Source organism: Caballeronia sp. LZ065, assembly GCF_031450975.1.
Classification (GTDB): domain Bacteria; phylum Pseudomonadota; class Gammaproteobacteria; order Burkholderiales; family Burkholderiaceae; genus Caballeronia.
This window is the reverse complement of record NZ_JARUXV010000003.1, coordinates 1,071,835-1,093,416: the sequence shown is the minus strand read 5'-3', so window position 1 is coordinate 1,093,416 and position 21,582 is coordinate 1,071,835. Positions and strand designations below refer to the sequence as shown.

At 65.6% G+C, this 21,582-nt stretch carries 19 protein-coding genes and 2 pseudogenes; 13 read left to right on the top strand and 8 right to left on the bottom strand.

Annotation, left to right across the window (positions count from 1 at the left end; translation table 11 throughout):
* Positions 1 to 38: 38 nt before the first annotated feature.
* From QCE63_RS25000 to QCE63_RS24985, 4 genes are all read left to right on the top strand, one after another.
* Positions 39 to 419 (top strand): VOC family protein, encoded by a 381-nt coding sequence (locus QCE63_RS25000; RefSeq protein ID WP_309836756.1) that lies wholly within the window; start codon positions 39 to 41, stop codon positions 417 to 419.
* Positions 420 to 613: 194 nt separating this feature from the next.
* Complete coding sequence (locus QCE63_RS24995) at positions 614 to 934, top strand: DUF4148 domain-containing protein (RefSeq protein WP_309836755.1); 321 nt, start codon at positions 614 to 616, stop codon at positions 932 to 934.
* 233 nt (positions 935 to 1,167) lie between these two features.
* Positions 1,168 to 2,943, top strand: coding sequence for a chromosome partitioning protein ParA (locus QCE63_RS24990; RefSeq protein ID WP_309836752.1), 1,776 nt, complete (start codon positions 1,168 to 1,170; stop codon positions 2,941 to 2,943).
* A 7-nt stretch (positions 2,944 to 2,950) separates the two neighbouring features.
* Complete coding sequence (locus QCE63_RS24985) at positions 2,951 to 3,358, top strand: polyketide cyclase (RefSeq protein WP_309836751.1); 408 nt, start codon at positions 2,951 to 2,953, stop codon at positions 3,356 to 3,358.
* Between the two features lie 9 nt (positions 3,359 to 3,367).
* Here the strand turns inward: QCE63_RS24985 and QCE63_RS24980 are convergent, their stop codons facing one another.
* Positions 3,368 to 5,530 carry a hypothetical protein gene (locus QCE63_RS24980; protein WP_309836750.1) on the bottom strand — a complete coding sequence of 721 codons (2,163 nt, stop codon included), beginning with the start codon at positions 5,528 to 5,530 and terminating at the stop codon, positions 3,368 to 3,370.
* 160 nt (positions 5,531 to 5,690) lie between these two features.
* On the opposite strand from QCE63_RS24980, the gene QCE63_RS24975 reads away from it, so the two are divergent.
* The 3 genes from QCE63_RS24975 to QCE63_RS24965 all read left to right on the top strand — a co-directional run bounded on the left by QCE63_RS24975 (position 5,691) and on the right by QCE63_RS24965 (position 8,300).
* Positions 5,691 to 6,518: an AraC family transcriptional regulator gene (locus QCE63_RS24975; RefSeq protein WP_309836747.1), complete on the top strand. Its 828-nt coding sequence runs from the start codon at positions 5,691 to 5,693 to the stop codon at positions 6,516 to 6,518.
* Positions 6,519 to 6,612: 94 nt separating this feature from the next.
* Positions 6,613 to 7,002, top strand: coding sequence for a cupin domain-containing protein (locus QCE63_RS24970; protein ID WP_309836746.1), 390 nt, complete (start codon positions 6,613 to 6,615; stop codon positions 7,000 to 7,002).
* A gap of 77 nt (positions 7,003 to 7,079) precedes the next feature.
* Positions 7,080 to 8,300: an NYN domain-containing protein gene (locus QCE63_RS24965; RefSeq protein WP_309836745.1), complete on the top strand. Its 1,221-nt coding sequence runs from the start codon at positions 7,080 to 7,082 to the stop codon at positions 8,298 to 8,300.
* 13 nt (positions 8,301 to 8,313) lie between these two features.
* Here the strand turns inward: QCE63_RS24965 and QCE63_RS24960 are convergent.
* From QCE63_RS24960 to QCE63_RS24950, 3 genes and pseudogenes are all read right to left on the bottom strand, one after another.
* Positions 8,314 to 9,688, bottom strand: a pseudogene (locus QCE63_RS24960) (HdeD family acid-resistance protein).
* Between the two features lie 140 nt (positions 9,689 to 9,828).
* Complete coding sequence (locus tag QCE63_RS24955; RefSeq protein WP_309836744.1) at positions 9,829 to 10,611, bottom strand: alpha/beta hydrolase; 783 nt, start codon at positions 10,609 to 10,611, stop codon at positions 9,829 to 9,831.
* 35 nt (positions 10,612 to 10,646) lie between these two features.
* The gene (locus QCE63_RS24950; protein WP_309836743.1) at positions 10,647 to 10,994 is read right to left on the bottom strand and encodes a DUF4148 domain-containing protein; all 348 of its coding nucleotides are present in this window, start codon (positions 10,992 to 10,994) and stop codon (positions 10,647 to 10,649) included.
* A gap of 508 nt (positions 10,995 to 11,502) precedes the next feature.
* On the opposite strand from QCE63_RS24950, the gene QCE63_RS24945 reads away from it, so the two are divergent.
* Genes QCE63_RS24945 through QCE63_RS24935 form a run of 3 tightly spaced genes read left to right on the top strand, consistent with a single transcriptional unit; the run spans position 11,503 to position 13,637 of the window.
* Positions 11,503 to 12,420, top strand: a complete 918-nt coding sequence (locus QCE63_RS24945; protein ID WP_309836742.1) for an AraC family transcriptional regulator — start codon at positions 11,503 to 11,505, stop codon at positions 12,418 to 12,420.
* Positions 12,421 to 12,445: 25 nt separating this feature from the next.
* Complete coding sequence (locus QCE63_RS24940) at positions 12,446 to 12,811, top strand: DUF3331 domain-containing protein (RefSeq protein ID WP_309836741.1); 366 nt, start codon at positions 12,446 to 12,448, stop codon at positions 12,809 to 12,811.
* Positions 12,812 to 12,857: 46 nt separating this feature from the next.
* Positions 12,858 to 13,637, top strand: a complete 780-nt coding sequence (locus QCE63_RS24935; protein ID WP_309836738.1) for a hypothetical protein — start codon at positions 12,858 to 12,860, stop codon at positions 13,635 to 13,637.
* Between the two features lie 13 nt (positions 13,638 to 13,650).
* Here QCE63_RS24935 and QCE63_RS24930 read toward each other — a convergent pair whose 3' ends face one another.
* Positions 13,651 to 14,394: an SDR family oxidoreductase gene (locus tag QCE63_RS24930; RefSeq protein ID WP_309836737.1), complete on the bottom strand. Its 744-nt coding sequence runs from the start codon at positions 14,392 to 14,394 to the stop codon at positions 13,651 to 13,653.
* Positions 14,395 to 14,492: 98 nt separating this feature from the next.
* Between QCE63_RS24930 and QCE63_RS24925 the strand changes: the two genes are divergently transcribed.
* Entirely contained in the window at positions 14,493 to 15,431 is a 939-nt protein-coding gene (locus tag QCE63_RS24925; protein ID WP_309836735.1) for an AraC family transcriptional regulator, read from the top strand.
* An 82-nt stretch (positions 15,432 to 15,513) separates the two neighbouring features.
* On the opposite strand, the gene QCE63_RS24920 is transcribed toward QCE63_RS24925, so the two are convergent.
* The 3 genes from QCE63_RS24920 to QCE63_RS24910 form a co-directional block, all read right to left on the bottom strand.
* The gene (locus QCE63_RS24920) at positions 15,514 to 15,771 is read right to left on the bottom strand and encodes a hypothetical protein (RefSeq protein ID WP_309817331.1); all 258 of its coding nucleotides are present in this window, start codon (positions 15,769 to 15,771) and stop codon (positions 15,514 to 15,516) included.
* A gap of 207 nt (positions 15,772 to 15,978) precedes the next feature.
* Entirely contained in the window at positions 15,979 to 16,677 is a 699-nt protein-coding gene (locus QCE63_RS24915) for an SDR family NAD(P)-dependent oxidoreductase (protein WP_309836732.1), read from the bottom strand.
* A gap of 93 nt (positions 16,678 to 16,770) precedes the next feature.
* The gene (locus tag QCE63_RS24910; protein ID WP_309836731.1) at positions 16,771 to 17,658 is read right to left on the bottom strand and encodes an SDR family oxidoreductase; all 888 of its coding nucleotides are present in this window, start codon (positions 17,656 to 17,658) and stop codon (positions 16,771 to 16,773) included.
* A gap of 93 nt (positions 17,659 to 17,751) precedes the next feature.
* On the opposite strand from QCE63_RS24910, the gene QCE63_RS24905 reads away from it, so the two are divergent.
* Together QCE63_RS24905 and QCE63_RS24900 are read left to right on the top strand one after the other, a co-directional pair.
* The gene (locus QCE63_RS24905; protein WP_309836730.1) at positions 17,752 to 18,588 is read left to right on the top strand and encodes a helix-turn-helix transcriptional regulator; all 837 of its coding nucleotides are present in this window, start codon (positions 17,752 to 17,754) and stop codon (positions 18,586 to 18,588) included.
* 165 nt (positions 18,589 to 18,753) lie between these two features.
* Positions 18,754 to 21,506: pseudogene (locus tag QCE63_RS24900) on the top strand (ATP-dependent Clp protease ATP-binding subunit).
* Positions 21,507 to 21,582 lie beyond the last annotated feature (76 nt).

Sequence of the window (21,582 nt, the reverse complement as noted above, 5' to 3'; positions counted from 1 at the left end):
ACGCTGAGGTCTCTTCTTCACGCGAGCGAGGAGCGGTCATGAGCGAATGGAAACCGGCGGCGTATCCGTCCGTAAGCCCGTATCTGGTGTGCGAGCATGCGGAGAACATCATCGGCTTTCTCGAACAGGTTTTCGAGGCAACGCTGATGCGCCGCTTCGACCGCGACGATGGCTCGCTGATGCACGCGGAAGTGCGCATCGACGACAGCATCGTGATGATCGGCGGCGGGGCGGCCGGGCAGGTGTCGGCGGGAACGCATGTTCACGTGTACGTGCGCGATGCGCAGGCGGTCTACGAGCGCGCGCTGCGGCATGGCGCGGAAAGCGTGCAGGCGCCCGCCCGCAAGCGTGCCGACGATGATTTCCGCGGCGGCTTCCGCGACGCCGCCGGCACGACCTGGTGGGTGGCGACGCAATGAGCGGTTGAATGACCGCCGTCCTTTTGTATCTCACTGTATCCGTCCAACGCGACGATACACGTCGATTCACAACCGCCTGTCAGCGAAACACGCCAGATACGTCCCGCAGTTCAAATACCTCCAGGCCCAAGCGATCCGAAACACACAGCGGATCACAACCAGGCTCTTTCCAACACATCTTTTGGAGGTAAGTCATGAAACTCATCTCGTCGCTGATCGTCGCTGCCGCTGTCGCGCTTCCCGCTCTTTCGTTCGCACAGTCGAACCAGCCGCTGACGCGCGCCGAAGTCCGCGCGCAACTGGTCGAACTGCAACAGGCCGGCTACGATCCGGCGAGCGACCAGACGCAATATCCGCAGAACATCCAGGCGGCCGAAGCCCGTCTTCGCGCCGCGAAAGGCAACTCGGCATACGGCGCGGTGGCGGATACCGGCGCGGTATCGGGCGCGCGCGCCAACGTCTCTTCGGGCGACACGGCCGTCATCGGCCTCGGCTCGGTGTACGCCAGACCGTAAGCGCCTGGGCGCTATCGCAGCGGTTTTCATCAAGCCCGGACGGCCTATGCCGTTCGGGCTTGATGCATGTCGGGACCGGTAAAAAGCAGCGTCGCGCACCGCCGAACCGGTTCCGCACTGCAAGGGCTTCACGGAAAATCGGTATCATCCATGTCCTCCGGCGGCGAAATCGCCAAATGTAACAACGCATCGCAGACTGTTTGCGTGCGACGCCACTGATTTTCGAGGCGCATATGCCCAACGACGTAGACACCATCACCGACGAGCAGATCGCGTCCATCGCCGCTCGACTCACCGAAGAAGGCCGCAAGGTTTCCCCGCTGACGGTCCGGGCGGAGCTGCCCGGGACGTCGATCGTCGCGGTCGCGGCCGGCCTGCAACGCTGGCGCGAGGCGCGTCAGCCGGAAGTGCCGCCGCAGCAGGCCCCGAGCGGCCTCCCCGACGACCTCGCCGAAACGCTCGTCAACGTGGCGCGGCGGCTGTGGACGGTCTCGCGCGACGAAACCGAACGCCTGTCCGGGCAGCATCTGAGCGTGGTGAGCCAGCGGCTCGCGACGGCGCTCTCGGACCGCGACGAGGCGCTCGCCGAAATTCAGAAATCCGGCGACGAAGCCGCGAGCTATCGACGGGAAGCCGAGGAAGCCAACGGCCGTCTGCGTGCTGCGGAGGAAGCGGCGGCGCGGCTGAAGGAAGAGTTCTCGCAGGCCAGCGCGCGTTTGCAGGCGATCGAGGCGCGTGCGTCGATGGAGCAGTCGCAATTGCAGGCCGTGAAGGAATCGCTCGAAGAACAGCGCCGCGCGAACGAGACACTCAGCGGGATGCTTGCAGGCAAGGATGAGGAAATCGCGCGTATCGGCCAGGAGCATGCGAGTCTGCAAGCGCTGATGTCGGGCAAGGATGAGGAACTCGCGCTTATCGGCCAGGAGCATGCGAGCCTGCAAGCGCTGATGTCGGGCAAGGATGAGGAAGTCGCGCGCATCGGTCGGGAGCATGCAGATTTGCAAGCGTCGATGTCGGGCAAGGATGAGGAAGTCGCGCGCATCGGTCAGGAGCACGCGAGCCTTCAAGCGCTGATGTCGGGCAAGGACGAGGAACTCGAGCGCATCGGTCAGGAGCATGCGAGCCTGCAAGCGCTGATGTCGGGCAAGGACGAGGAACTCGCGCGCATCGGTCAGAATCACGCCGACCTGCAAGCGCTCCTCTCCGGCAAGGACGAGGAATTGACGCGCATCGCGCAGGAACGCGATGCGCTTCGCCAGGACCACGCGACGCTCAGCCAGTCGTCGCAGGTCCGTTCCGACGAAGCCAGCGCTCAACTGCAAGCGGCCGAAGCGCGCGCCAGCGAAACGCTTGAGCGCATCAGCGCCCTCGAAGCCGAACTGAACGAAGCGCGCGCCGCGTTGACGGCGGAACGCGAAGCGGCGTCCGCGCGTGGCGAGGAAGCCTCGGCGCAGCGCGAGCAGGCGAGCCGCCTGCACGGCGAACTCGAAGAAGCGCGCACCCAGTTCAACCGCATCACCGAAGAGCGGGCGACGGAAAGCGCCGAGCTCGCACGCGTGTCGAACGAGGTCACGTCGCTGCGCGAACGCGCCGAATCAGCCGAGAAGAACGCCACTGAACTTGCGCGACGTCTCGTCGAAAAAGAGCAGGGCGAGGAGTCGGAACTGGCGTCGCTGCAGCGTCAGGTCGCCGCGCAGGCCAAGGCGCACTCGAAGTCCTACGACGAACTGCGCGGCAACGCGGAGCAGTGGGTCACGTATGCCAAGGACTTGCGCCAGCGTCTCGACGTCGCCAACGAGAAGATCCTCTTCATCGACGCCCGCAGCACCGGCGAAGTCGCGCTCATGCGACGCCTCGCGGTGGAACTGGAGCGCATGAAGCCCGATCACGAACTCGTGTTCCGCGAGGCGCAGCAGAAGCTGATTGGAGACAAGATGTCGCAACAGCTTGCGCAGAAGGGCTATCGCTACGATCCGGCGACGGCGGTCATGTCGAAGATCGAAGGCTGACACGGCCATGAGCGCGACGATGCATGCCACGACGCTCAGTGTTTCCATCGCGCGCGACTGGCGCGAACTCTATGAGGCGATCTGGCGTCCCGAAGTCTTTTCGACCTGGGCTTCGGGACTCGCTGAATCGACGCTCGAGCCCGACGGCGATCGCTGGCGCGCACGCGGTCCCGCAGGCGACGTGCTGATCCGCTTCACCGCGCACAATGCGTTCGGCGTGATGGATCATCGCGTGACGCTGCCCGACGGCCACGAGATCACCATGCCCTTGCGCGTGATTCAGAACGGGGCGGGCGCGGAAGTGTTGCTCACGCTGTTCCAGCAGCCCGGCATGTCCGACCACCAGTTCGCCGCCGATGCCGACTGGGTCCGCCGCGATCTCGCGACGCTCGCGGCGCGGTATGGTGCGGCTTAGCGTTCATCATCAAGGCGTCCACCGGTACATCAGAATCTTCGCGCGCGCATCGTCTTCCACCAGCACGATGTATTCGCCATTGGCCCGGCGCGTCGCGCTGATGCCCAGTTCCACGTCCACATAACCGCTCGTGCCGCCGACATTGGCGTCCGGCGTCATCACGCCGACCGTCGCGCCAGTGCGCGCGTCGTACACATCGACTTTCTGCGTGTACAGCTCGGCGACGAACAGATAGTCACCTGCCGTCGCGACGCCGACGGTTGTCACAGGCGGCGTGCTCGCGGTATTCCACGGCAGCGCGATCGACCAGGTCATGACCGGCGCGCCGCCGCTCCAGTTGTCGTAGCGCGCCAGCACCGGGCCGGCCTCTTTCCAGCGCGAGGCATCGTACGGGATGTTCTGCGTGAAGCCCGAGACATACATGGTGTCCGTGGCCGCGACATACAGGACTCGCCCGATGCGCGTGAACGGCGCTGGCATCGCGTAGGTCTTCGCCGCGGCGTATGAATAAACCGGATTGCCGAACGAGTCGAAGCTTTGCACCGGCATCTGCCGGATGCCGCTCGTCGGCGTGCCGAACCACACCGCGCCGGCCGCATCGACCCAGATGAAGCTGTTGCCCACCGTACTGCCCGTCGACGGATTGCCGGTGTATTCGGCATCGTCCATCCGGCCGTCGCCGTTCAGGTCGCGCCACATCCATTCGCCATAGGCCGGCTGGTTCGCCGGATAGCCGCCGGAAATGAAACCCTCCGCGAACATGCCCGATGGAATCGCGATATTGCCGTGAGCCGCGTCGAAGCGACGCACGTACAGCTCGTGCGAATAAGGATCGAGCGTGTAGAGATACGGGCGATTGCCGTTGAGACGCCGCACCATCGGTTCGCCGCGCACGTCGCGGCCGATATGCAGTTCGGGATCGTCGGGATACGCGAAGCGGTCCACCGTATAGGCGGTGTATTTCCACTGCGTGCCGGGGGCCTTGCTCCAGTCCATCGTGAAGATCTTCGAGCCGGTGTAGATCGTGTCGGGCGCGCCGGGATCGAAGTCGGCGCCGTCGACGAAGACGAGTCCGTCCAGTTCCCACAGCAACGCGCGCGACGTTCCCTTGAAGGCTTGCAAGACCGCGCCCGAACCGACCGACGCCGAATTGAGCGCACGCGGGCCCTCGCCATTCTGGCCCGCGTACAGGTTGCCTGAAGCGTCGAAACCCATGCCCGTGATGAAGTTGAAGCGGCCGGCCTCGATGGTTCCGGCTGTCGCATGGCTCACGCCGTTCAGCGTGCCGACCGGCGTCAGCGCCTGGAACGCCGTTGCCGTCTTGCGATACGGAAGAATTTGCTGGCCGGGGCCGATGTCGGCGACATACAGAACGCCCGATGGCGCGATCGCGATGTCCGCCGGCACCGTCCCGGGCGGCAGGACGGGTGCGCCGCCGAGCAGGGCGCCGCTCGCCGCATAGTGCGCGATGGCCGGCTGCCCCGTCAGCGCGCCGGTGATGACCCAAAGTGAGCCGTCGCTGTCGAGCGCCATGCGTCCCGGCGACGGGACATCGAACGAACGCTTGCGGCGCATCGTCACGGCATCGAACACGATGATGCGGTTCGCGTATTGATCGGCGACGAAGAGCTCGGTGTCGTTCGCGGCCAGTCCGCGAATGCCGGCATCGGTGCCGGCGGGGACGGTATCGACGATCAGGAAGCTGTTCTTCGACGCATTCGCGCTGTTGCCCACGCCGCCCGCGAACGGCGCGCCCTGCGCGATATTGCCGGTCGAGCGGCGCGTGATGCCGAACCAGGTATAGCCGTTCGGCGGATAGTCCGCGCCGGTGAGGCCGCCGTTCTGATTGCCGATCGACATCGCCGCGTAAAGATACGCGCCGTTGGACGTCACGGCATCGCCGCCCGCTGCGCCCCAGCCATGCGTCGCACCGGCAACGGCGATGCGGTCGCCGTTGCGATACGCCGCGATCTCCGCGCCGCTTTCGTCCCACGGCGAGTTCGTGTAGACGGTGCCGTCGGCGGCGACGCGCAGCGCCTGGATATCCTGCTGCATCCATTTGCCGTCGCCATAGCCCCAGGTATTGCCGAGCCATGAGGTCGTATAGGCGAGCGGAGCGGCAAGCGCAGAGTTCGCCATGATGCAGGCCAGAAGGAGAGTCAAGCGTTTCATTGCGTGTTCCTTTGCTCGATGTCGTGTCCAGCCTGCTTGTCGGCGTGCTGAAGCGATGCTTGAGACGGCAACGCCAATGCACGGATCCGGTGCGCATCGGCTAGTATTCGACACGAAAGTTGGACAGCGAATCAGCGCAAGCGTTGGATTGAGAGTGAACATGGACGGACGCAGGCAGGACAACACGCTGGACTGGGTGCGTCGGGCTGTGCCGGGCGAGGGCATCGAGCGCATCGAAGCCTGGTTCGGCGGCAAAGCGTACGGCATGCACCGGCACGACACCTACGCGATCGGCCGCACGCTGGCGGGCGTGCAGAGCTTCAACTACCGGCGCGGCCTGCGCAACAGCATCGCGGGACAGACCATGGTCCTGCATCCCGATGAAGCGCACGACGGCCAAGCCGGCACCGGCGAAGGTTTTCGCTATCGCATGCTGTATGTCGATCCGGCGCTGATCCAGGCGGTGCTGGGCGGCCGCGCGCTGCCGTTCATCGAGGGCGGCGTGAGCATGGACCCGCGCGTGGCGCGCGCCACTGAAGCGCTGTTGCAGCGTACGGAAGGCGCGTTGCCGCCGCTCGAACCGCTTGAACGTCACGATGCGCTGACCGAACTCGCGCTGGCGCTCGCGCAGGCGTCCGGCGCGCGACTCGCCGACGATACCGGTGACTACGCAAGCGCCGTGCGCGCTCATGACTTCCTGCTTGCACATTGCGACCAAAGCATCACACTGGATGAACTCGAACGCGTGACAGGGCGCGACCGCTTCGCGTTGTCGCGCGATTTTCGCAAGTTCTACGGCACGAGTCCGTATCGCTACCTGACGCTGCGCCGTCTCGATCTCGCGCGCCGCCTGATGCTCGCCGGCGCGCCGCTCGCCGACGTCGCCGCGCAGGCGGGCTTCGCGGACCAGAGTCACATGACGCGCCAGTTCACGCGCGCCTACGGCATGCCGCCCGCGCGCTGGCGCGCCATCGCAGCGAAGCGGTAACGGGCATCGACGCCTGCACGATCGTTCAAGACTCCGGCGCCGCATGCGCGCACAGTAGGCTCCGTTCCATCTCATGACAACACGGAGTCACACCATGCAGGGCATTCCCTCCACACGCGGACAAGGCATCGCCATCGATCCCCTCGACAAGGCGCGCCGCATCGACGGCTTCTGGCAGCAGCGCGTGATCGCCGAAATGAACGACTACCAGTTCAAGGTCGCGCGGCTCGAAGGCGAGTTCGTGTGGCATCGTCATGCGGATACCGACGAGGCCTTCATCGTGCTGGAAGGCGAACTGCGCATTGACTTTCGTGACGGCGCGATGACGCTGCGCGCGGGTGAAATCGGCGTCGTGCCGAAGGGCGTCGAGCATCGGCCGTTTGCCGCGAGCGAAGTGAAGATCATGCTGATCGAGCCGCGCGGCGTGGTGAATACCGGCGATGCGGCAAGCGACCGCACCGTGCCCAACGACCTCTGGATCTGACGCGCGCGCGTCTGGATTCGCGCCGGCAAGCTATCATGTGCGCATTGCAAAATGTGCCGTACAGGCCGGAGAACCATATGGCTGGACCTCAGGAAAGCGTCAGCATGGCGGTGTTCTGCGATTTCGAGAACGTCGCGCTGGGCGTACGCGATGCGAATTACGACAAGTTCGACATCCGTCCCGTGCTCGAACGCTTGTTGCTGAAGGGAAGCATCGTCGTCAAGAAAGCGTATTGCGACTGGGACCGCTACAAGAGCTTCAAGGCGTCGATGCACGAAGCCAGTTTCGAACTGATCGAGATTCCGCACGTGCGGCAGTCAGGCAAGAATTCAGCGGATATCCGCCTAGTGGTCGATGCGCTCGATCTCTGTTATACGAAGTCGCACGTCGATACCTTCGTCATCGTCAGCGGCGACTCCGACTTCTCGCCGCTCGTCTCGAAGCTGCGCGAAAACGCGAAGAAGGTGATCGGCGTCGGCGTGAAGAATTCGACGTCGGACTTGCTGGTCGCGAACTGCGACGAATTCATTTTCTACGACGACCTCGTCCGCGAGCAGCAACGCGCGGCCGCACGGCGCGAGTCCCGCGATACACGCGAGCCGAAGCGCGCGTCGGAGCCGAAGCAGGAGACAGACGCGCGCAAGTCGCAGGCGATCGCCATTACGGTCGAGACCTTCGAGGCGCTGGCTTCCGAGCGCGGCGAGAGCGGCAAGATCTGGGCATCGGTGCTGAAGAGCGCGATCAAGCGCCGCAAGCCGGGCTTCAGCGAAACCCAATATGGCTTCAAGGCCTTCGGCAATCTGCTGGATGAAGCGCAATCGCGCGGGCTGCTCGAAGTCGGGCGCGACGACAAGTCCGGCGCGTTCGTGTTCCGTTCGGCGGGGGCTGTTTCCGCCGATGTCCGGCCGGTGGAGGTTCCGGCCGTGACGCAGGTGGAACCGACGGTGGTGCCGTCGCAGGTGCCGCATGTGTGGGCGGAAGCGGACGACGCGCTTCCGGTCAGCGAGGCCGAAGCGGCCGAGGCGGCCGAAATGGCCGAAAGCGCAGGCAAGGCGAAGAAAAAGAAGGCGGCCTCGCCGCGTCGCCCCCGCAAGAGCGCCCGGCAGGCGGCGGCTGACGTGCCGCAAGCACCGATGGCACCCCAAGGACCGCAAGCACCCGAAGCAAGTGCGCCGCCGCCCGCGGCACCCGTCGAGGAACCCGCCCCCGCCAAGAAGTCTTCGCGCAAATCGTCGTCACGCGCGCCGTCACGCGCGAGACGTTCGCGCAAGTCCGAAGAGAAACCCGTCGAGCAATGAGCATCACGGCGCGTCACAACCCGTGCCGCGCCGCCGCATGTTCCTCGGCGCGCCAGCGTTGCCGCGAGCGATACATCGTCGCCAGCGCGATGCGCGCCATCTTCACCCAGCCCGACGGACGCGGATCCGCCAGCATGCTGAGCGCCCGCGCGTAGTCGAGCGTGAGGCCGGGCGTCCAGGCCATCGTGGCGGCGCGCTTGCGCACCTGCGCGGCCACCCATAGTTCGGGCGTCGTCATGATGCGCACCAGCGGCCGCCATCCGCCGCCCGTGCCCCACACACGCGCCGATGCCCCTTCTATCGCCGCCTCCAGCGCCCGCGCCACCGTGCTCGAACAGTTCCGGTACGTCAGGTTGTAGGTCGCGTCGCGGCGATACTCGTCCCAGAAACGCGCCAGCCGTTGCGGATCGTAATTGCGGATGCGGACCTGTTGGGTCGAAGGACACCAGGCCGTCGATTCGGTCGCGTAGTCGGGCTGGAACAGTCCGGGGACATCGTTTTCGCGCGTGGCGCGCAGCGTGCGTGAGAAATCGTTCGGCGAGCGGTCGATCTCGACCGCCGGATAGAGGCTGATATACACGCCCTCGGGCGTTTCCAGCGCGGCGTGGCCGGTGGAGATGGTGCCGTTCCGGTCGATCGCGGCAATATAGCGGTCCACGATCAATTGCCGTTTCGCCTGCGTCTTCGCCGTGCCGACGGGCGTCCACACATGCACGGTCAAGGCCGCTTCGTCGGGCGCGGGCGGGCCGTCGTAGATTGCATTCGCGAACGAGGGCGTGCTCGTCGTTGCGTTCTGCGTTGCGCGCTGCACGGCGCCGTCGGCGGCCGGATTCGCCGCCATGCGCTGGACCCGCGACGCGAGCAGGATCATGTTCCAGCCCGCGAAGAACAGCCCGAACGCGACGCAATAGGCAACCGTTCCCGCGTAGTGATCCGGATAGGGCTGATAAAAGAAGATCGCGATGGCGATCTCCACGGCGCCGATGCCGGCCGCCAGCCGCCAGCGGCGATACCGGACCACGCGCGCGGAGATGATCTGCAGCGCGCCATCGACGAGAAACAGCGTGCCGAAGATGAGCGAGAGCGCGAAGTTGCCGTGCTCGCCGCCGATCAGCACGAGCAGCGCCGACAGGCAGAAAGTCGCGCCCTTGACATAGCGCAGCGTGCGCTGTCCGCCCATGCCGGTCCACGCGACAGCCAGCGTGGCGATGCCTTCCAGCAGCATCAGCAGCGCGAACAGGAATAATTGGGAAGTAGAGCGAGCCGTCGAGCGCATCCGTGAAGATGACGCCGCCCAGCAGGATGCTCAGGAAGCCGAGCGTCAGCAGTGAACGCCAGCGAGAGCGGAGATAGTCGACGCCGAGCAAAATCATCACGAGACGAACCATCGCGTTCCTCCGTCTGATCTTTCATGTCCTGTACGGGGCGGCCGCGCGTGCGCAAGGCGCGGCCACTCACTATATAAGGCATCGACGGGGCAGGCGGCAAGGGAGACGAATGCGCAGATGAAAGTGCGCTTTCCAACTCTTCAATTGAGCGCGTTGCGCGCCGCGTCTTCGATGACCGCCGCGACCTGCTTCGGTTTCGATTCGTACACGGAATGACTTGCGCCCGGAATCACCGTCAGATGACTGTGCGCACGCCCGTAGTACCAGCGTTCGAGATCCGGATTGATGATCCTGTCGTTGCCCGCGACGATCCCCCAGCTCGGCTTCGTCTTCCACGCGGCGGCGGTCAGCGGCGTCGTGAAGACCTGCGCCGCCGTGAGCATCTGTGAGTGCGATTCGAAGCGCGCTTGTGCGAGCGGCAAATCGGCGGCGAAGTCTTGCGGGAAGACGGCGGGATTCAGGTACGTATAGCCGTCGGCGGTCTTTTCCACCGCGTTGGATTGCTTCGCGAGATCGCTCGGCCGTTGCTTGCCGAGTGCGCCTTCGTCCTCGCCCACGTCCGGCGCATGCGCCGCGACATAGACCAGCCCGGCCACGTGCGGATCGACGCCCGCTTCGGTGATCACCGAGCCGCCGTAGCTGTGGCCCGCGAGGATGGCCGGCCCGTCCTGAAGGTCCAGCACGCGGCGGGTCGCGGCGACATCGGCTTGCAGCGAGGTCAGCGGTTCCTGGACCAGCGTGACCCGATAGCCGTCACGCGTGAGGATGTCGTACACCGGCTTCCATCCCGAGCCATCGACCCATGCGCCATGCACGAGCACGATGTTGCGGACCGGCGTATGCGCCATCGCGTGGGTTGAAGCCAATGCGAATACCCCAGCGGACAGCGCCAGCATTGAAGCGGTTTGCAAGATGCGTTTCATCGAAGTCTCCTATATGGAACGAGATTCAGCGCGTCTCAGCTGCCGAAGTAGGGCTGGCAGTAGTCCGCAGGCCCGACGCACGCATTCTTCATCGCCGTGTGCGTGGACGCGCCGGACGCGCTCCGGCCGACCTGCGCGCCGCCATAGGACTGCGTCGCGATCGTGCCGTCCTGTTGCGCCGCGACACGGGCTTCGGCGGCCTGGATGTCCGACGGGTAATCCGCGTCGCTTGCAAGCGCCGGTTGGTAGCCGGCCTGTTCGACCGCCACCAGGTCGGCGCGCACTTCGGCACGCGTCACCGGGCCGTTCGATTGCGCGAACGCGAATGCAGGAGCCGCGAGCGTGGCGGCGGCGAGCGTGATGCAGACGAGAAACTTGTTCATGACCATCTCCTTGATTGAATGATCCGGGTTCCGAACGATTGAAGCCTTCAGAAGGCTGGGTGCCGGTCGTGATCTGGCTTCGTATTGCGACCGTGACCACACTTTAGGAGCGTGCTGAGCCCGCGAACACCTCTACGAAAGCGCGTGCTCGCACTGACCAAGGTTCAGTCGTGGATACGTTCGCATGGGCGTTGCGGCGCTTGTCCCATCTCCAGGGCGGGATGGATGCGCCGCGCGGATGAGCGGAGCCGCACGGAGGTTCCGGACGCTCATACGAAGGTGTGATCGGCCGCGTGCGACCTGCGCTCTTCCCCGGATCGCCCGACTGCATGCCAGGCGCATGAAACGAGGCGCGCGCATCAAACCTTGATATAGGTTGACTCAACCATTGGACGGGATGGTCAACCCAATGTACGGCTAGCGGGGTGCTTTCTGGTTCTCTAACTTTGAGTCATCCCGTCGCCGCTCTCCGGCGCATCGCAATACTCATGTTACGGACCGATACGCCATGACCCTGACTCTGCTTTCGCCCGCCGCGACGCCGCGCTCGACTCCCATCGGTATTGAAGCGCGCTGGCGCACGCCTGAACGGCCGGCGGCCCGCATGACCCTGTCGCGCTGGCTGCATCATGGCGACGCGCCGCTCGAAGTCAATCACGACGGCAGCGGCGACCTGCATTGCATCGGCCTGAATCTCAGGTGTGCGCAGCTTGCCTTCCATCACGCCGGCCGCACGCTGCTGCATGGCCGTGTGCCGGCGGGCATTGCGCAGGTGTCCGCGCCGGGCGTGCGGGTGGGCGCGGTGTTCGAATCGGCGCTCGACGTGCTGCATCTGTTCGTGCCGCACGCGGTGCTCGCGGAGTGCTACGAGGACCTGTTCCAGCGCGCGCATCCGGGCGAGATCGAGCTCGGCGATCCGCGTCTGATTCGCGATCCCGTGCTCGAACGGCTGGGCCAGACGCTCGGCGTCTGCAAGACCGAGAGCGCGCCGCCCGGGCGCATGTTCGTCGAGAGCGTGAGTCTCGCGATCGTGTCGCGGCTGGTGGCGCGGCATTTCGCAGCGCCGGTTGCGCGCGGACGCGTGCCGTCGGCGTTGCCGCAATGGCGCATCAAGCGCGTCGCTGAATTCGTCGATGCGCATCTGGGCGAGAACCTCAGTCTCGCCGATATCGCGTCGAGCACGGGCCTTACGCGCATGCATTTCGCCGCCCAGTTCCGGCGCGCGACGGGCATGCGGCCGCATGAGTTCCTGTTGCAGAAGCGTATCGAGCGCGCGCAGGCGCTGTTGCGCACGTCGCGGTACAGCATGCTCGACGTCGCGCTGGGTTGCGGATTCCGCTCGCAGGCGCATTTCACGACGGTTTTCAAGCGGCTGACAGGCGCGACGCCGAAGTCGTGGCAGACGTCCGCGCTCGACGCGGCGTGAACGAACCAGTCAACGGGAGCCGAACATGGCCGCACCAGCAGTGGCCCTCGATCCATGGGCACGCACCATCTTTCAATTGAACGGCTTGCGTATCGAGACGCCGCCGTTCCGGCGCAACGCGGCCCAGGCAGGCGAACGCCGCGTGGCCGTGAAGCTGATCGAACGGCAGTCGACGACCACCGCGACGATCGAATGGCGCGATGCCACGCGCTGCAGTTACGGCGATCAGGTGTGGCGGGCCATGCGCGCCCGCACGGCCGGCGTGTGTGCGATGAGCGGCGGCGTCATCCTGCCGGGCGATCAGGTCTATGCGCCGAACTCGCGGCCCGTGCCGTCCAATGCGGGCGCGATGATCCTGGCGTCGGTGCTCGACCAGGCGATGCCGCGATAAGGAACACGCACGGGTATGATCCGGCTTTAGCTCCGCACGGCCTGGCATGTTCGCGCTCAAACTCACGCTGGTTCCGCTGTTCCTGCTGATCGTGTCGATGTCGGGACGATGGTGGGGACCATCCATCGCGGGATGGCTCGCCGGCTTGCCGGTGGTGGCCGGCCCGATTCTCTATCTGCTCGTGCTCGCGCATGGACCCGCGTTCGGCGCGCATGCCGCGCTCCTTTCTCTTTCCGCGATCTTCGCGTCGGAGGCCTTCAACTTCGCTTATGCGTGGACCTGCCGTTCGCGCGGCTGGCCGGTTGCGTTGAGCGCCGGACTGGGCGCATGGCTCGTCTCGGCGTGGGCCTTGTCGATGCTGCCCGCGTCGCCGGCATGGGCCGCCGCGGTGGCGCTCGGCGCGGTCTGCTTCGGGCAGTCGTTCCTGCCGCGCAGTGCGGCGATCGCAGCGGGCCTCCCCCTCGGACGCGTTGATCTGATCGGACGGATGGGCGCCGGCGCCTTGCTGACGCTGGCGGTAACCGCCTTGTCCGGCTGGGCCGGCGCCTCGTGGAGCGGGCTGCTCGCGGTGTTTCCGTTGCTGGGGATCGTGTTGTCGGTGTCGTCGCATCGCGCGCACGGACCGGACTTCGTGATCGCGCTGCTGCGCGGGATGGTGCTCGGCCGTTTCTCGTTCGCCGCGTTCTGCCTGCTGCTGACGTTCTCGCTGACGCGCCAGCCGACGCTGCTTGCTTTCGCGGAGTCGGCGGCGCTGGCGATGGTCGTGCAGGCCTGCACGAAGCGGCTCGCGAAGGGGATTGAAACGGCTGTCGCGGTAGCAGAGTAAGCCTGCTCAGGCCTCAACCCGCCTTGGCCCACTCGATAGCATCCGCGCCGGCGGGAATGCGCATCGGGCTCGACGGGTCCGTGGCCGCGCGCCACACGCCCTCGGCGACATCGCGCGAATAGGTGACGGTCGAGTCGTTCTCGAAGCGCTCGAACACGGACTGCGCGAGCTTCGCGTAAGGCTCGGGAAAGCCGCTCTGCATGCGCGTCCGGGCGTTGTCGCCGAACTTCGTTTCGGGCGAGCGGCCGGGCAGCACGATCCGCACGCGCACGCCGAACGGTTCCAGCTCCAGCGCGAGCGATTCCGAGAACGCGTTGACCGCCGCCTTGCTGGCCGTATAGACGGACAGCAGATGCAGCGGCCGCAGCGTCACGGTCGAAGTCACATTGACGACCACGCCTGACTTGCGCTCGCGAAACTGCGGCAGCACGGCTTGCGTCATCGCGATGGTGCCGAGCGTGTTGGTCTCGAAGATCTCGCGCGCGGTGGCCATCGGCGTGGCTTCGACCGCATTGAGATAGCCGATGCCCGCGTTGTTGACGAGCACGTCGATCGGACCCGCGCTCGCGACGGCCGCGCTGATGCTGTGCGGGTCCGTCACGTCGAGGGCGATCACGCGCAGACGGTCGGACTTGGGCAGGATGTCTTCGCGCGGCGTGCGCATCGTCGCGATGACGTTCCAGTCCTGCTCCAGGAAATAACGGGCGATCTCGAGGCCGAAACCGGAAGAGCATCCGGTGATCAATACGGTGGGCATGGCAAATCCGCAGGTGAGTGAACGAGTTCTCACGATAATTCGCCCAGGCCGGACTTGCTACAATCGAACGTCCAGTTTTCATTCGAGGAAGTCCGGCCATGGTCGATCCGTTCGCGGACGTCGTCACGTTGTTGCAGCCGGTCGCGGCGTTCTCGAAGGTGGTGAGCGGCAGTGGCCGGTGGCGCGTGCGGCGCTCGGACGCCCACTTGCCGTTCTACTGCGTGGTGCTCGAAGGCGCGTGCCGTCTCGTGGCCAACGGCCGCGACCCCGTCACGTTGCAGACCGACGACTTCGTGCTGGTCCCCGAACTCGACGAATTCACGATGTCGAGTCTCGACCCGCCCGACGCAGACCAAGCCGATGCCGTTCCGGTCGCGCTGGCCGACGGCGGCTTCCGGATCGGCGCGGAAGACGCGCCGCGCGATATCCAGATTCTCGTGGGCCATTGCGTGTTCGGTTCGCCGGATGCGGAGCTGCTCGTTTCCTTGCTGCCGGAACTCGTGCATGTGCGCGGCGAGCGCCGGCTGGCTACGCTCGTCAAGCTCGTCAGGGAGGAATCGCGCGCGCAGCGGCCCGCGCGCGACATGGTGCTCGCGCGCTTGCTGGAGGTGCTGTTGATCGAGGCCTTGCGCTCCACCGGCACGGCGGCATCGCCGGGGCTGGTGCGCGGTCTCGCCGATGCGCGTCTGGCGCTTGCCATCCGTCAGATGCACGAGCGTCCCGAGCGCGCCTGGACCGTCGTGGAACTGGCGCGGGCGGCGGCGCTGTCGCGCTCGGCGTTCTTCGAACGCTTCAACCGTGCAGTGGGGGTGGCGCCGATGGAGTATCTGCTGTCGTGGCGCATGGCGCTGGCGAGGAAGCTGCTGCGCCAGAAGGAAGGCAGCGTCGCGAAGGTGGCGGAACGTGTCGGGTACGGCTCGGCGAGTGCCTTTAGCGTCGCGTTCACGCGTCATGTTGGCGTGCCGCCGACGCACTACGCACAGCAGCACGAGAGGCCGCCGGCAAGCCAGCAGTCCTCTCCGGGAACCTCGGCGTGAGGCAGGGCCAAGGTTCCGGGAGAGGAGACGGTGCAGTCCGTCTCCTCTCGTGCCCGTGCTCGTACTTGCAGTACAGCGATGCTCAGAGCTTCATGCCTTGAACCAGGCTGCCAACCGCCGTGAGCGACTTCGTCACGTTGGTCAGGTCGACGTCCGTATGCGTGGAGGCATCCACTTGCGTGACCGGCGCGACATTGGTTTGCGGGCTGGCGAAGGACACGCCGCCGAACTGGCCGTTGGCGTTGATGGCGTTGTTCTGGAACACGCTGCCGCCGACGATGGCGCCCATTTCGGCACGGTCGAGTTCTTTGCTGACGGCGAGGTTGTCGATCTTCAACATGATGAATCTCCTGAATGGCTGGTTGGGTTGGTTGAGCATCATTCGTTGCGCTCGCAGCTACCTATGCGAGAGCTGTGCCAGCGGCGTCAGGAGAGCGTTGAAGTCCTTGTCAGTAAAGGAACGGGCGGTTTTGGCGAGCGTGTGGGCACGGCGGATATGTCGGCGCGCGCCCGACGAAGCAGAGAAGCCTGTCTGTGCCGCGCCGACTCAGAACTTTTCCACCCACGGCCGCAGTTCCAGCTCCCACGTCCATGCGCTGCGATGCTGGCGCAGCACATCGATATAGGATTGCGCGATTGCATCGGGATCGAGCAGGCTGTCGGGCGCGCCGGAGGCTTCGGGATGCGAGCCGCGCACCCCGCCGTCGATGACGAAATGCGCGACGTGAATGCCGTTCGGCATCAATTCGCGCGCGGCGCTTTGCGCGAGCCCTCGCAATGCAAACTTGCCCATCGCGAACGGCGCGGACAGCGCAAAGCCCTTCACGCCGGCGGTCGCGCCGGTCAGCAGGATCGCGCCGCGCCCGGCCGGCGTCATGCGCCGCGCGGCCTGCTGCACGACATGGAAGGCGCCCAGCGCGGAAACCGCGACGGCCCGTTCCACTTCCGCCGCATCCAGTTCGGCCAGCGGTCCGCGCACGCGGCCGCTGGCGTTGTACACGACGATCTCCGGCGCACCGATGCGCGCCTCGGTCTCGCTGAAGAGCGCGTCGATCTGGCTGGCATCGGCGGCATCGGCGGGCAAGGCGACGGCGCCCGTTTCATCCACCAGCGAAGCCAGCTTGTCGACGTTGCGCGCCGCGATCACGACAGGAATGTTCTCGGCGCGCAGGCGCCGCGTGAGCGAAGCGCTGATGCCCGCTCCGGCGCCGACGATCAGCGCGCTGCGATAAGGAAAGTCGCTCATGGATTCACGCTCGAAAGGGTGGGACAACGGTGTGTCATGCCCGGTCGATCATAAGCGCAAGCCACTTTCCGCGCGCAACCCGCAGGCAGGCTGTCAGAGGTAACGCGCCTGATCGAGATCGGCGAGCAGCGTCGGCCCGGCGGGTTGCCAGCCGAGACGGGCTTGCGTCTGCGCGCTGGAGGCGGGCATGTCCAGGGCGATGAACATCGCCATCCAGCCGAAGTGATCCTTTGCTTCAGCGGGTGTGATCGACACGACCGGAAGCCGCATGCCGCGCCCGAGCGACTCCATGATGTCGCGCGCGCTGACGCCTTCCTCGCCGACCGCGTGATAGCGCGCCCCGCGGTCGGCCTTCTCGACAGCGAGCCGGTACAGCCGCGCGACATCCAAACGATGCCCCGCCGGCCAGCGATTGGCGCCGTCGCCGACATACGCGCAGACGCCTTTCTCGCGCGCGATGCCGATGAGCGGCGTGATGAGCCCCTGGCGGAACGGATCGTGGACCTGCGGCAGCCGCACGACCGACACGTTGATGCCTTGCTCCAGCAACGCCTGCCCCGCAATCTCCGACGCAATGCGCGGATTCGGATGCTTCAGGTTGCAGATGTCCTCGCGCGCCAGGCCGCCCTGTTCCCCGATGCCGATTCCCGTGCCCGACGTGATGACGAGCGGACGGTCCGAGCCCTTGAGCGCTTCGCCGAGCGCGGCAATCGCGCGCGTGTCTTTTTCGCAGTTCTCGACGAAGCGCGAGAAGTCGTGGTCGAAGGCGGTGTGGATGACGGCGTCGGCGTGGGCGGCGCCGTCGCGCAGGCTGGCGGGGTCTTCGAGCGTGCCGCGATGCACCTCGGCGCCGGCATCGGCCAAGGCTTGCGCGCCGGCATCGGAACGCGTCATGCCGATGACCTGATGACCTGCCGCGATGAGTTCGGGAACAAGCGCCGAGCCGATGAAACCGGTCGCGCCAGTCAGAAAAATTCGCATGATTGGGGTTCTCCTTGATCGAACCCATGCACTATCCTGCGTTTTCTTATCCCGTTAAAGTAGTGACCGCATCATAGTAAAACGACTAACACCTTGAACGCACCGCGCTCACTCGGCGATTTCCTGCGTAGCCGCCGCACTCGTCTCGATCCGGCCAGCTTCGGCTTCACGGGTCGTCGCCGCACGCCCGGACTGCGCCGCGAAGAGGTCGCGCAGCGCGCCAGCATCAGTCCGACCTGGTACACGTGGCTCGAACAGGGACGCGGCGGCGCGCCTTCGCCGGACGTGCTGGAACGCATCGCCGGCGCGTTGCTGCTGACCGATACCGAACGCGAGCACTTGTTCATGCTCGGTCTTGGCAGGCCGCCGGAAGTCCGTTATCAAACCGTGGAAGGCGTGAATCCGCGCTTGCAGCGTCTGCTCGATTCGCTCGAAGCCAGTCCGGCGATCATCAAGACGGCCACATGGGATGTGGTGGCGTGGAACCGCGCGGCGGCCGTCGTGCTGACTGACTACGGTGCATTGCCGCCGGGTCAGCGCAATATCCTGAAGTTCCTGTTCCGTCATCCCGCCGTGCGCGCGAAACAGCATGACTGGGAGAACGTCGCGCGCTTTGTCGTCGGGGCGTTCCGGGCGGACGTGGCGCGCGCTGGGATCGTGTCCGAAGCCTCTGATCTTGTCGACGAACTGTGCAGCGCCAGTCCCGAGTTTGAAGCCCTGTGGCGCGACAACGATGTGTTAGGGCATTCGGACGTGCATGCCGTCAAGCGCCTGCAGCATCCGCTGCTCGGCGCGGTCGAACTGGAGTATTCGGCCTTCGCGGTCGATGGCCGGCCTGACCTCGGCATGATCGTCTACACGCCGCTCGATCCCGAAGTGGCCGGGCGCATCAAGGCGCTGGCGGCGGGCGAGCAAGCGAGTTCAGCATAGCGAAATCGGCACGGCTTCCTGCAAATATCGTTCCCGCATGCAAAGCGGCTTGCGCAGTACCATGACTGCCCGATCTCATCGCGGACCGTGCAAGGCCAGGCATCAGGAATAGCGGTTGCATCGATCCCTCGCCGGGCGCACGCCCTTCATGAAAGGAACCCGAACATGGCTCATCTGTGCGACGTTTGCGCCGCGCGTCCCGCCACGGTGCGGCTGGCCGTTTTGCGCAACGGTCAGCGGCATGTCCTCGACGTGTGCGACTTTCACTATGCCCAGTTGACCCGGCATCAGCGCGCGCTCTCGCCGCTCGAATCGCTGTTCCTCGGCGGCGCGCCTGAACAGCCCGCCATGCCGGTGCCGTCGAGCCGGCCGGTTCCGCCGATGCAGCCACGGCCCCCAGCGCACGGCGCAATGAAGCCGAAGGCGCGAACATCGACCGCTATTTCAGCGACGGCGCGAAGGAAATGCTGATGCGCGCGGCCGAGCGCGCCGTGCAATCCGGATGTTCACAGGTCGATACCGAACACCTGCTCTACGAGCTGGCGAACAACGCAGTGATCGAGTCGCTGATGAAGAGCCTCGGAATCGATCCCGCGCAGATCCGCGCCTATATCGATGCCAACGCGCCGGGCTGCTATGGCACGTCCCCGCCGCCGGCGGACGGCATGATCGGTGTGTCGCCGCGTCTGAAGAGCGCGCTCGACCGCGCATTTCTCGCGTCGCGGCAACTGCGGCACAGCTATGTCGCGCCGGAGCATCTGCTGATCGGTCTCGCCGACGTGCCCGACAGCTTCGCCGGGCAATTGCTCGGCAAGCTCGGCGTCGATCCGCAGGCGCTCAGGCAGCAGACCGCGCAGACGGTCGGCGCGGGCGCGCCGCCGCGCGGCGGCGACACGCCGCCTTCGCGCACGCCGAATCTCGACAAGTTCAGCCGCGACCTCACCGCACTCGCGCGCGAAGGACATCTCGATCCGGTGATCGGACGCGCACGCGAGATCGAGACGATGGTCGAAGTGCTCGCGCGCCGCCGCAAGAACAATCCGGTGCTGATCGGCGAACCGGGCGTCGGCAAGACCGCCGTCGTCGAGGGACTCGCGCAGCGCATGGTGAACGGCGACGTGCCCGAGTCGCTGCGCGAGAAACGGCTCGTCGAACTGAACGTGAATTCGATGGTCGCGGGTGCGAAATTTCGCGGCGAGTTCGAGGAGCGCGTGAAGCAGGTCGTCGATGAAATTGGCGCGAACCGTGACTCGCTGCTGCTGTTCGTCGACGAGGTGCATACGATAGTCGGCGCGGGGCAGGGCGGCGGCGAAGGCGGGCTGGACATCGCCAATGTCTTCAAGCCGGCCATGGCGCGCGGCGAGCTGAACCTGATCGGCGCAACCACGCTCGCCGAATATCAGAAGCACATCGAGAAGGACGCGGCGCTCGAACGGCGCTTCCAGCCGGTGCTGGTGGCGGAGCCAACGGTCGCGCAGACCATCAACATCCTGCGCGGCCTGCGCGACCGTCTCGAAGCGCATCACAAGGTGACCATCCAGGACGATGCGATCGTCGGCGCGGCCGAATTGTCGGACCGTTACATCACCGGGCGTTTCCTGCCCGACAAGGCCATCGATCTCGTCGATCAGGCCGCCGCCCGCGTGAATCTCTCGGCCACTTCGCGCCCTGCCGAAATCCTCGAACTCGAAGCCGAGCATGCGCAGTTGCGGCGCGAACAGGACTACGCGGCGTCGCGCAAGCAGTTCGACCGCGCGCATGCGCTCGACAGCGAACTCGAACAAAAGCAAAAGGAACTCGACGAAGCGACCGACACCTGGAAGAAGCGCGTCGGCACGAATACATCGACGGTGACGGTCGCGCAGATCGCGGAGATCGTCGCGACGCTCACAGGCATTCCGGTCGCGCAACTGACCGAGGAAGAACGCGCGCGCCTGTTGCAGATGGAAGAACGCCTGCACAAGCGCGTGATCGGTCAGGACGAAGCGGTCGAGGCCGTATCCGACGCGGTGCGCCGCGCGCGCACGGGCTTGCAGGGGCGCAACCGGCCGATTGCCGTGTTCCTGTTCCTCGGGCCGACGGGCGTCGGCAAGACCGAGCTGGCGAAGGCGCTCGCGGAAGTCGTGTTCGGCGATGAAGACGCGATGCTGCGCGTCGACATGAGCGAGTACATGGAGCGTCATGCGGTGTCGCGGCTGATCGGCTCGCCGCCGGGATACGTGGGCTATGACGAAGGCGGCCAGTTGACCGAGCGCGTGCGCCGGCGGCCTTATAGCGTCATCTTGCTCGACGAGATCGAGAAGGCGCATCCGGATGTCTACAACGTGCTGCTGCAAGTGTTCGACGACGGACGCCTCACCGATGGCAAGGGCCGCGTCGTCGACTTCAGCAACACGCTGATCATCGCGACGAGCAATCTCGGTTCCGATGTGATCGCCGGACAGAAGCGCGGCGTGCTGGGCTTCACGAGCACGGCGTCGGATGCGGATGCTTCATTGCAAAGCGGCGTGATGAAAGTGTTGCAGCAGCACTTCAGGCCGGAGTTCCTGAACCGGATCGACGACATCATCCTGTTCAAGTCCCTTGGCCGCGATGAAGTGCGGCAGATCGTGCGGCTGATGCTCGACCAGGTGCAGCGTCTCGCGCACAGCCAGGACATCGCGCTTGAATTCGACGAATCCGTCGTGGATCATCTCGCGGAAGTCGGCTATCGGCCCGAGTTCGGCGCGCGTGAATTGCGCAGGCAGATTCGCCAGTCGATCGAGAACCCGCTTGCAAGAGAAATGCTCGGAGGCGAGGTCAGCGAAGGCGCGAAGGTGCGCTGCCGCTACGACGAGAGCTCGAAGAAGCTGGCGTTCGATGTAACGCGCGCGGGTCTCGCGAACCAGCCGGGCGAAGGAACGCCGCTTACGCCTTGATCTGATGCTGGCATGCGCCATTGTTCGCATGCCAGCACAGCCCGTGCAACGCTGCACGGATTATTCGAACGCATTC

What these genes read in the sequence shown, in the direction of transcription:
- QCE63_RS25000 (WP_309836756.1), top strand. Translation starts at nt 39, where the DNA reads ATGAGCGAATGGAAACCGGCGGCGTATCCGTCCGTAAGCCCGTATCTG.
- QCE63_RS24995 (WP_309836755.1), top strand. Translation starts at nt 614, where the DNA reads ATGAAACTCATCTCGTCGCTGATCGTCGCTGCCGCTGTCGCGCTTCCC.
- QCE63_RS24990 (WP_309836752.1), top strand. Translation starts at nt 1,168, where the DNA reads ATGCCCAACGACGTAGACACCATCACCGACGAGCAGATCGCGTCCATC.
- QCE63_RS24985 (WP_309836751.1), top strand. Translation starts at nt 2,951, where the DNA reads ATGAGCGCGACGATGCATGCCACGACGCTCAGTGTTTCCATCGCGCGC.
- QCE63_RS24980 (WP_309836750.1), bottom strand. Translation starts at nt 5,530, where the DNA reads ATGAAACGCTTGACTCTCCTTCTGGCCTGCATCATGGCGAACTCTGCG.
- QCE63_RS24975 (WP_309836747.1), top strand. Translation starts at nt 5,691, where the DNA reads ATGGACGGACGCAGGCAGGACAACACGCTGGACTGGGTGCGTCGGGCT.
- QCE63_RS24970 (WP_309836746.1), top strand. Translation starts at nt 6,613, where the DNA reads ATGCAGGGCATTCCCTCCACACGCGGACAAGGCATCGCCATCGATCCC.
- QCE63_RS24965 (WP_309836745.1), top strand. Translation starts at nt 7,080, where the DNA reads ATGGCTGGACCTCAGGAAAGCGTCAGCATGGCGGTGTTCTGCGATTTC.
- QCE63_RS24955 (WP_309836744.1), bottom strand. Translation starts at nt 10,611, where the DNA reads ATGAAACGCATCTTGCAAACCGCTTCAATGCTGGCGCTGTCCGCTGGG.
- QCE63_RS24950 (WP_309836743.1), bottom strand. Translation starts at nt 10,994, where the DNA reads ATGAACAAGTTTCTCGTCTGCATCACGCTCGCCGCCGCCACGCTCGCG.
- QCE63_RS24945 (WP_309836742.1), top strand. Translation starts at nt 11,503, where the DNA reads ATGACCCTGACTCTGCTTTCGCCCGCCGCGACGCCGCGCTCGACTCCC.
- QCE63_RS24940 (WP_309836741.1), top strand. Translation starts at nt 12,446, where the DNA reads ATGGCCGCACCAGCAGTGGCCCTCGATCCATGGGCACGCACCATCTTT.
- QCE63_RS24935 (WP_309836738.1), top strand. Translation starts at nt 12,858, where the DNA reads ATGTTCGCGCTCAAACTCACGCTGGTTCCGCTGTTCCTGCTGATCGTG.
- QCE63_RS24930 (WP_309836737.1), bottom strand. Translation starts at nt 14,394, where the DNA reads ATGCCCACCGTATTGATCACCGGATGCTCTTCCGGTTTCGGCCTCGAG.
- QCE63_RS24925 (WP_309836735.1), top strand. Translation starts at nt 14,493, where the DNA reads ATGGTCGATCCGTTCGCGGACGTCGTCACGTTGTTGCAGCCGGTCGCG.
- QCE63_RS24920 (WP_309817331.1), bottom strand. Translation starts at nt 15,771, where the DNA reads ATGTTGAAGATCGACAACCTCGCCGTCAGCAAAGAACTCGACCGTGCC.
- QCE63_RS24915 (WP_309836732.1), bottom strand. Translation starts at nt 16,677, where the DNA reads ATGAGCGACTTTCCTTATCGCAGCGCGCTGATCGTCGGCGCCGGAGCG.
- QCE63_RS24910 (WP_309836731.1), bottom strand. Translation starts at nt 17,658, where the DNA reads ATGCGAATTTTTCTGACTGGCGCGACCGGTTTCATCGGCTCGGCGCTT.